Raw genomic sequence first — 8,692 nt, forward strand, 5'->3', positions numbered from 1 at the left:
CTCCACCGACTGTGACCTTTCGGTCCAGCCTAGCTAACCGCGAGCATCCAGGCGCGGTGAAAGCTCAGTCGAGGATCTCGCGGTGCTGGAGACCGGCGGGCACGGCGCCCTGATGGAAGAAATCGTGGAAGATCTGCGCCGCGTACTCGGCGGTGAAGACCTCCTCCGGGTAGACGTAGGTGTCGTCGTCGCCGTGCGGCACGTACACCGTGGGCAGTCCGAGGCGGCTGCCGGGGAACCCGAGGGTGTAGCGGCGCGGCAGATGGTCGATCGTGGTGCGCAGCTGCAGCGTCATCGCGTCGGCGGAGCCGGTGCAGCGCAACGCCAGATCGCCGCGGGCCGCGCTCACCGACGCAGTCACCTCGGTGGCGGGCATGGGCTCGGGTAGGACCGTCAGATCGATCGCGAAGCGCTGATGACCGTCCATCCGGCGCAACGGGCGCAGGAAGCTGTCCACGTCCTCGTGCGGGCCGATGAAGACCTTCAAACGGTCGCTGTAGGTCACGCGGTGGGTCGTCACGACCACTTCACCGCCGACGGAGTCGGTCTCGGACGCGGAAACAGGCCGGGGGCCCGCGACGCCGGCCGCGCGCACGGGCAGGACCCGGCAGGCATTGGCCTCGGGAGACGAGAACATGTGAAGCTCACCTACTCACACTCGGTTACTCGCTAGCAATCTAACCATCGGGCTCGGGTTGTGATCTATAACATTACCGTGATGCAGATCACAAAGTGTCCGTTGTTTAGATGCAGTTATGGGCGAGTCCGGTTCGCAGCGGACTTTTGGTCGGTTTCGTGCCGATAAACCGGGGTGAGTAGGTCTGCATCGACCGGTTCGCCGGTCGTGCGGTCGTACCGCACGGCGATGAGAACCGAGAACAGATGCGTGCTCGCCCGCTCGTGCAGCGTCGCCAGCCGAGTGGCCAGCAACCGGATCGCACCCAGGGAACCCGGCGGGTGCAGCCCGTCGATGAGCATCACGGTGCCGCGCCGGTCGGGGCGGGGCAGCCGGGCCAGGTACGCGATGTCGTGTGGTTCGGTGCCGCCGGGCCGGTAGACGCGGCGCGCGGCCCGGTCCTCGATGCCGCGCCGGGTATCGCCCGCGCGGGTGACGGTGCGCCGCAGTCGTGGATCGGCCGCCACCAGCTGACGCAGGCTCGGCGACAGCTCGGGCCCGCCGAGGACCACCAGGCCGTCACGATTGAGATCGATGGGTCTGCCCGGCAGGAACGTCTCGACCGTCGCCACGAAACCGAGCTGGCGCAGCAGCTCGGCCAGCCGTTGCGCGGCCGCCGGATCAGGTGCGCCGAGCAGCCTGCCCGTGCGGACCTCCGGTGCCAGCACGGTGAGCGTGCCGTGTCCGAAGAACAGCCCTTCGGGCACCGGACCCTGGGTGCTCACCTGGTGGATGCGCGCCCGCGACAAGCCCGCGGCGGCGCCGATGCGGGCGAACGTCCAGCCTTCGGCGTGGAGTTCGCGGATCACGGCGCGGCGGATCCTGGTGAGTTCGTTGATGGTCTGCTGAGCAGCCGCCACCCCGTCGGTGGCTGCTTTGAGTCTCTCGACCTTGTCTTCGATCGCGAAGACTCGTGCCACGTCATCGGCCGACATGTGCGAAGTCTAGACAGCTGGACGGCGATTCGTGTCTATAACGATTGACATCGAATGTCTTGGCGCACAACGCCGATCGAGGTGTGCCTGTCGGCAACCACAAAGACGGCGAGGTCGGCACGGACATCGGCGGTACGCGCGATCGGGTGGCAAATGACGACCGTGTGGTCTGTTCGCGGGTGTCAGGTGGCGTCGGAGTCGATCGGCGGCCGCTCGTTGTGCTCCAACGGCTTCGGCGCCTTCGACAACGAGGGTCCGCTGCCGGGCATTCCGCTGCTCGTGCCGAACAGCTCCTTGCGGTCCGGCACGGCCTTCTCCAGATCGCGCAGCACCGAGTCGTCGCCGCCCAGCAGATGCTTGGTGACCGCGGCACGCGGTGTCATCCCGCGCAGCTCGTTGAGTTCGGCGAGCGGTTTGCGCAGCTCGTCGAACTCCGGGCCGAGTTCCTGCTTGAGCGTGGAGGTGGCCCCGCTGGCGTAGTCGCGCACCTGACGCAGCGACGACGTGGTCCAGCGGATCGCCCCGGGCAGGCGCTCCGGGCCGAGGATCACGAGGGCGGCGACGAGCAGGATCATCATCTCGCTCCACCCGATGTTGCTGAACACGATCCCAGGTTACCCGGCGCGCGTCGTCGCAGCTCAGTCGGATTCGAGGGTGACGGGCACGTCCACCTGCCTGCCATCGCGGATCAACTGCACGTTCACCCGCTCGCCGATCTTGTGCGACTGCACCGCGACGACCAGTTCGTCGGGGCCCTCGACGATGCGGTCACCGACCTTGACGATAACGTCGCCCTCGACGATGCCCGCCTTGGCCGCAGGTCCGCCCGCCACCACGTCGGCCACGGCGGCGCCGCTGCGCAACTCGTTGGCGACGGCCTTGGTGCGCGCGCTGAGCCCGAGCTGCGGGTGGTTGACCTTGCCGTCGCGGATCAGGGTCTGCGCGATGGAGGTGACCACGTCGATCGGGATGGCGAACCCGAGACCGACCGAGTTACCGGTGTTGCTCTTGATAGCGGTGTTGACGCCGATCAGTCTGCCGTCCATGTCGACGAGGGCGCCACCGGAGTTGCCGGGGTTGATCGAGGCGTCGGTCTGCACCGCGTCGATCACGGCATTGGTGTCGGTGCCCTCGCCGCCGAGGCTCACCGGGCGGTGCAGCGCGCTGACGATGCCGGAGGTGACGGTTTTCTCCAGGCCGAGCGGCGAACCGATGGCGAGCACGTCGTCGCCCACCTGCACGTCGTCGGAGCGGCCGAGGTTCGCCTCGGTGAGGTTGTCGGCGTCGACCTTGAGCACCGCGAGGTCGGTCTTGGGATCGCGCCCGACGATCTGGGCAGGCACCCGGGTGTTGTCGGAGAATTCGATCTGGATCTTGGCGTTGCCGGACTTGTCGGTGGCCGCCGCCGAGATCACGTGGTTGTTGGTGACGATGTAGCCCTGCTCGGCGTCGAGGACGACACCCGAGCCGGACGGCCCGCCGTCACCGATGATGACCTGGATCGACACCACCGACGGCAGCACCGCGTCGGCGACGGCCGCGATCTTGCCGTGCGGAGAATCGGAGCTCTCGCTCTGCTGGAGGGTGACCTTGCGCGAGGTGAGGGTGGACGCGGTCTCGGCGGTGATCCGCCCGACCAGCCCACCGACGACGGCGATACCGAGCGCGATCACGGCGAGCAAGGCCAGCGCCTTGGGCGCAACACGGGAGCCGAACAGCACCTCGCGGGCCGACAGTTTGGGAGCGACAGGCAGTGGGGCGGGTTCGGGTGTCTCGATCGCCGGGGCGCCGAGGCGCGCGCCCGCGGCCGGGTCACGCCAGGGGTCCACCGGACCCGCGACGACGATCTTGCGTTCGCCGGAATCGGGTTCGCGCTGCAACAGTTCGTCGGAGCCCTCGGGGCGGGCGAACGCCTCGGCGAGCACACCGTCCGGCGGCCGGCGATCGACCAGTTCGCCGTCGCCGGAACGCTTGCCATCGCGCATCGGATCGTGCGGGGCGAACGAACCCGTCTGGCCGTTCGGGCGGCGGAACGCGTGCGCGGTATGGCTGTCGATGTGCGGCCGGTACACCGGACGCGGGCCGAGGGTCGGCGCGTCGGAGGGCCGCAGATTCCCCCGTGACGCCGCCGAATCCGAGTTGTCGGTCGATCCGGGATTCGTCGATTCGCCTGTCACGCCCGTGACTCTACTTGCGCCGCCACGTAGTCCACCGGGCTGCGGGGAACGAATCGGTCAGGAATCCGAGAAATGCCTCGTTACGGCGGGGAGGTTCGGGTGCGGCGGCGGGCAGTTCGGCCAGCGGGATGCGGCTGAGGCTGTCGTGCAGGCTGCGTGGGACGGCGATTTCGCCCGCCCGGCGCAGCGCGATCCGCGCCTGCTGCTGGGCGTCGACCTCGGCGGCGCATTCGGGGCACACCGAGAGATGCTGGGCGGCACGCAGATAGGCGTTCATGCGCAGCTCGCCGTCGACGTAGGCCGCGATCGCCTCGCTGGCCAGATGCTCGGTGGGCTGAAAGCGCGGTGTGCGACCTGAGGATGCTGGATCCACGCTCATGCGGAGTTCTTCCTTCCGACCGACATCAACCCGACCAGGCCGGGTGTGGCCGCTCGCGGCCGTCACCCTGCGTAGGTGTCAGCGGAGTATCGCTGCTCTATTCCATTATGCGCAAGGTAGTCGCGCAGTGCCTGGCGCCCGCGGTGGATGCGGCTGCGCACAGTGCCCAGCTTGACGCCGAGCGTGGCGCCGATCTCCTCGTAGGACAGGCCCTCGATGTCACACAGCACCACGGCCGCGCGGAACTCCGGCGCGAGCGCGTCGAGCGCCTTCTGCAGGTCCGGGTCGAGGCGGGAGTCGTGGTAGGCGTCCTCGGGCGTCGGCCCCTCGGCGGGCACCCGGTCGTAGTCCTCGGGTAACGCCTCCATGCGGATGCGATTGCGCCTGCGGACCATGTCGAGGAACAGGTTCGTGGTGATGCGGTGCAACCAGCCTTCGAACGTGCCCGGCTGGTAGCTCTGCAGGGATCGGAACACCCGGATGAAGGTTTCCTGAGTGAGGTCCTCGGCGTCCTGGGCGTCGCCGGAGAGCCGGTAGGCGAGGCGGTAGACCCGGTCGGCGTGCTCGCGGACCAGTTCGTCCCACGACGGCATCACCGTGCGGTCACCGGTGGCGTCGAAAGCCGCGGTGCCGGTGAGTTCGGCATCGAGATCGTCCTCGACGGACGGCGGAAAGTCGGTGGGAAGGGTCTGGGCGGGCAGTGTGGCGTCGGAACGCGCCGTGTCTACCATCGGGATGGGACACCTCCTACTCGGGACCGCCGGCACGAAACCGAACCGGTCCGGGTCAGCGGACCTTGTCTTTTCAGAAACAACCGCCGGATGTCTGCGGTTGTTCCCGCGTCTCGTACCCGCCGCGATCGGCTGGTGTGGCAACTATTTCCTGTCGCGATATGGGGCACGTGTGGAGACCCTGAGTGGCGCCTGAGAATCCTGATGTGCCCCGACACTCACCCCGCGTGGGCGCCTTCGCTGAATACACAGACCCGGTCGGTGACATAGCCTCTTAGCTGTGGCATCGAACGTGGAGCGGAACCTGGCCTATGTGGAGGAGTCCGTCGTCGAGGACGAAGTCCTCCTCGACGCGCGCGAGCGGGCCACCGAATTGGGCGCCGCGCCCGTGCCCGCCTCGGTCGGCGCGCTACTGAGCATGTACGCGCAGATGCTCGGCGCCCGCTCGGTCGTCGAGGTGGGCACCGGCGCGGGGGTGAGCGGATTGTGGCTGCTCGACGGCATGCGTGAGGACGGAACCCTCACCACCATCGACTCCGAACCCGAGCATCAGCGGGCCGCCAAGGAGGCCTTCCGCACCGCCGAGATCGCGCCCGCGCGCACCCGGCTCATCAACGGCCGCGCCCTCGACGTACTGCCGCGCCTGGCCGACGGCGCCTACGACCTGGTGTTCGTCGACGCCTCGCCCATGGAACACCCGCTCTACGTGGAGCAGGGTGTGCGATTACTGCGCGAGGGCGGTGCGTTCATCCTGAACAACGCGCTGCTCGGCGGGCGCGTCCCCGATCAGTCCCAGCGCGACCCCGCCACCCAGGCGGTGCGTGCAGCGACCAGGGCGATCGCCGAGAATCCCGAGCTCACCAGTGTGCTCATCCCGATCGGCGACGGGTTGCTCTGCGCCTCGCGTGGGTAGTCAGCCCACCCAGATGCCCTTGCCGACGGTGACGACCCCACCGTTGCTCACGGCGAATCGTTCCCGGTCGCGATCGAGGTCAACGCCGATGATCTCGCCCTCGCCGACCACCACGTTCTTGTCGAGGATGGCGTGGCGGACCACCGCGCCACGCCCGATGCGCACACCGGGCATCAGCACGCTGCCCTCCACGGTCGCGCCGTCGTCGATCATCACGTTGGAGCTGAGGACCGAGTTGCGCACGGTGGCGGCCGACAGGATCGAGCCCGCACCGACGATGGACTCCTGAGCGAGCCCGCCACGCGCGAACTTGGCGGGCGGCAGGTTCTCGGCGGCGCCGCGGATGGGCCAGTGCTTGTTGTAGAGGTTGAACACCGGGTGCACCGAGACCAGGTCCATGTGCGCCTCGTAGAAGGCGTCGATGGTGCCGACATCGCGCCAGTAGCCCCGGTCGCGATCGGTGGCGCCCGGTACGTCGTTGTCGGCGAAGTCGTAGACGGCGGCCTGCCCGGCCGCGACCAGCGACGGGATGATGTCGCCGCCCATGTCGTGATCGGAATCGGAGTTCTCCGCGTCGGCGCGGATCGCGTCGACGAGCACGCGGGTGGTGAACACGTAGTTGCCCATCGACGCGAAGGTCATGTTCGGGTCGTCCGGGGTGCCGGGCGGATGGGCGGGTTTCTCGAGGAACTGGGTGATGCGGCCGGACTCGTCGGAATCGATACAGCCGAACGCCCTCGCCTCGCTGCGCGACACCCGAATCCCCGCGACGGTGACGCCCGCGCCCGAGGCGATATGGCTGGCCACCATCTGTTCCGGGTCCATCCGGTACACGTGATCGGCCCCGAAAACCACGATGTAGTCGGGGTCCTCGTCGTAGATCAGGTTGAGCGACTGCATGATCGCGTCGGCGCTGCCGGTGTACCAGCGCGGTCCGAGCCGCTGCTGCGCTGGCACCGGGGTGATGTACTCCCCGGTGAAACCCGACAGTCGCCAGGTCTGGGAGATGTGGCGGTCCAGCGAATGCGACTTGTACTGGGTGAGGACGCACAGGCGCAGATATCCCGCGTTGACCAGGTTGCTGAGTACGAAATCGATCAGCCGGTAGGCCCCACCGAACGGAACCGCGGGCTTGGCGCGGTCGGCCGTGAGCGGAAACAGTCGTTTGCCCTCGCCACCGGCGAGCACGATCCCGAGTACGTGCGGCTGGCTCCTCACCCTGTCAAAGTACAGGTCCCGGGCCCACCCGGTGGCCCATGTCGACCCGAGCGTCTAATTTGGACCGCGTGAGTGATGGCACCGACGGGGAACGAGCGATCGCGGATCCGTTGCGGGTGGCCATGCTGACCCGGGAGTATCCGCCCGAGGTGTACGGCGGCGCGGGCGTGCACGTCACCGAGCTCACCGCCCGGCTGCGCGCGCTGTGCGAGGTGACCGTGCACTGCATGGGCGCGCCGCGCACGGGGGCGGTGGTGCACCGGCCCGACCCCGAGCTGTACGCCGCCAACGCCGCGTTGCAGATGATGTCGGCGCAGCTGCGGATGGCCGACGCCGTCGGCGCGGTGGACGTGGTGCATTCGCACACCTGGTACGCGGGCCTGGCCGGCCATCTCGCCGGTGCGCTGTACGGCATTCCGCACGTGCTCACCGCGCATTCGCTCGAACCGCGCAGGCCGTGGAAGGCCGAACAGCTCGGCGGCGGATACCGCCTGTCCTCGTGGTCGGAACGCAACGCCATGGAACAGGCCGACGCCGTGATCGCGGTGAGCGAGGGCATGGCCCACGACGTGCTCGACGCCTATCCCGCCATCGACCCCGGCCGGGTCCACGTGGTGCACAACGGCATCGACGCGGGCGTATGGCATCCCGGTGCCCCCGTCGGCACTGAGCAGCCGGTACTCGACCGCCTCGGAGTGCGTGCCGATCTGCCGATCGTCTCGTTCGTCGGCCGCATCACCCGGCAGAAGGGTGTCGGCCACTTGCTCGCCGCCGCAGCCGATTTCGACCCCGACATCCAGCTGGTGTTGTGCGCCGGTGCGGCGGACACGGTGGAACTCGAGCAGGAAGTGGCCGCCGCGGTCGACGAGCTGCAAATCCGGCGCGGCAATGTGTTCTGGGTGAAGGAGATGCTCCCCACCGAACAGGTGCGTCAAATCCTCACGGCCTCAACAGTTTTCGTCTGCCCGTCGGTATACGAACCCCTCGGCATCGTGAACCTGGAAGCGATGGCATGCGCGACCGCCGTCGTCGCCTCGGACGTGGGCGGGATCCCGGAAGTGGTCGCCGACGGTGTCACGGGACGATTGGTGCACTACGACCCGGTCGCCTCGGGTGACTACGAACGCGCACTCGCCGCCGCAGTGAACGCGGTGGCGGCCGACCCCGAACTGGCGACGCGCTACGGGCAGGCAGGCCGCGCGCGAGCCATCGCGGAGTTCGATTGGGCGAGGATCGCGGAGCAGACTGTGAATGTCTATCGCGAAGTCATCCGCTGAGAGCATCCGCGCCGCGTACGCCTCGCCGCATCCCAGCCACGCGGCACCACTCGAGTCCGCCACCAAACGCACTCCGGCCCACGCGGCACCACTCGGTGCGCCAGTTACCGCACTCCGGCCCACGCGGCACCACTCGGTGCGCCAGTTACCGCACTCCGGCCCACGCGGCACCACTCGGTGCGCCAGTTACCGCACTCCGGCCCACGCGGCACCACTCGGTGCGCCAGTTACCGCACTCCGGCCCACGCGGCACCACTCGGTGCGCCAGTTACCGCACTCCGGCCCACGCGGCACCACTCGGTGCGCCAGTTACCGCACTCCGGCCCACGCGGCACCACTCGAGTCCGTTACCTACCGCATTTCCAGCCGCACGGCACTACTCGAGT

At 68.5% G+C, this 8,692-nt stretch carries 9 protein-coding genes; 2 read left to right on the forward strand and 7 right to left on the reverse strand.

Annotation, left to right across the window (positions count from 1 at the left end):
- Positions 1 to 64: 64 nt before the first annotated feature.
- From NI2_RS03635 to sigE, 6 genes are all read right to left on the reverse strand, one after another.
- Positions 65 to 637, reverse strand: coding sequence for a hypothetical protein (locus tag NI2_RS03635; RefSeq protein ID WP_067485774.1), 573 nt, complete (start codon positions 635 to 637; stop codon positions 65 to 67).
- Positions 638 to 753: 116 nt separating this feature from the next.
- Positions 754 to 1,611, reverse strand: a complete 858-nt coding sequence (locus NI2_RS03640; RefSeq protein ID WP_067485776.1) for a hypothetical protein — start codon at positions 1,609 to 1,611, stop codon at positions 754 to 756.
- Between the two features lie 182 nt (positions 1,612 to 1,793).
- A complete protein-coding gene (gene tatB, locus NI2_RS03645) occupies positions 1,794 to 2,216 on the reverse strand; it encodes a Sec-independent protein translocase protein TatB (protein ID WP_067485778.1) in 423 nt (140 codons plus the stop codon).
- Between the two features lie 33 nt (positions 2,217 to 2,249).
- Positions 2,250 to 3,788, reverse strand: coding sequence for a S1C family serine protease (locus tag NI2_RS03650; RefSeq protein ID WP_067485780.1), 1,539 nt, complete (start codon positions 3,786 to 3,788; stop codon positions 2,250 to 2,252).
- A 10-nt stretch (positions 3,789 to 3,798) separates the two neighbouring features.
- Positions 3,799 to 4,167, reverse strand: a complete 369-nt coding sequence (locus tag NI2_RS03655; protein WP_067485782.1) for a zf-HC2 domain-containing protein — start codon at positions 4,165 to 4,167, stop codon at positions 3,799 to 3,801.
- 62 nt (positions 4,168 to 4,229) lie between these two features.
- Positions 4,230 to 4,898 carry an RNA polymerase sigma factor SigE gene (sigE, locus tag NI2_RS03660; protein ID WP_084456750.1) on the reverse strand — a complete coding sequence of 223 codons (669 nt, stop codon included), beginning with the start codon at positions 4,896 to 4,898 and terminating at the stop codon, positions 4,230 to 4,232.
- 280 nt (positions 4,899 to 5,178) lie between these two features.
- Here sigE and NI2_RS03665 point away from each other — a divergent pair, with 280 nt between their 5' ends.
- Complete coding sequence (locus NI2_RS03665; protein ID WP_067485784.1) at positions 5,179 to 5,811, forward strand: O-methyltransferase; 633 nt, start codon at positions 5,179 to 5,181, stop codon at positions 5,809 to 5,811.
- Here the strand turns inward: NI2_RS03665 and glgC are convergent, their stop codons facing one another.
- The gene (gene glgC / locus NI2_RS03670) at positions 5,812 to 7,029 is read right to left on the reverse strand and encodes a glucose-1-phosphate adenylyltransferase (protein WP_067485786.1); all 1,218 of its coding nucleotides are present in this window, start codon (positions 7,027 to 7,029) and stop codon (positions 5,812 to 5,814) included.
- A 110-nt stretch (positions 7,030 to 7,139) separates the two neighbouring features.
- Between glgC and glgA the strand changes: the two genes are divergently transcribed.
- A complete protein-coding gene (gene glgA, locus NI2_RS03675) occupies positions 7,140 to 8,306 on the forward strand; it encodes a glycogen synthase (RefSeq protein ID WP_067486020.1) in 1,167 nt (388 codons plus the stop codon).
- Positions 8,307 to 8,692 lie beyond the last annotated feature (386 nt).

This window comes from Nocardia ignorata NBRC 108230 (genome assembly GCF_001612905.1).
Classification (GTDB): domain Bacteria; phylum Actinomycetota; class Actinomycetes; order Mycobacteriales; family Mycobacteriaceae; genus Nocardia; species Nocardia ignorata.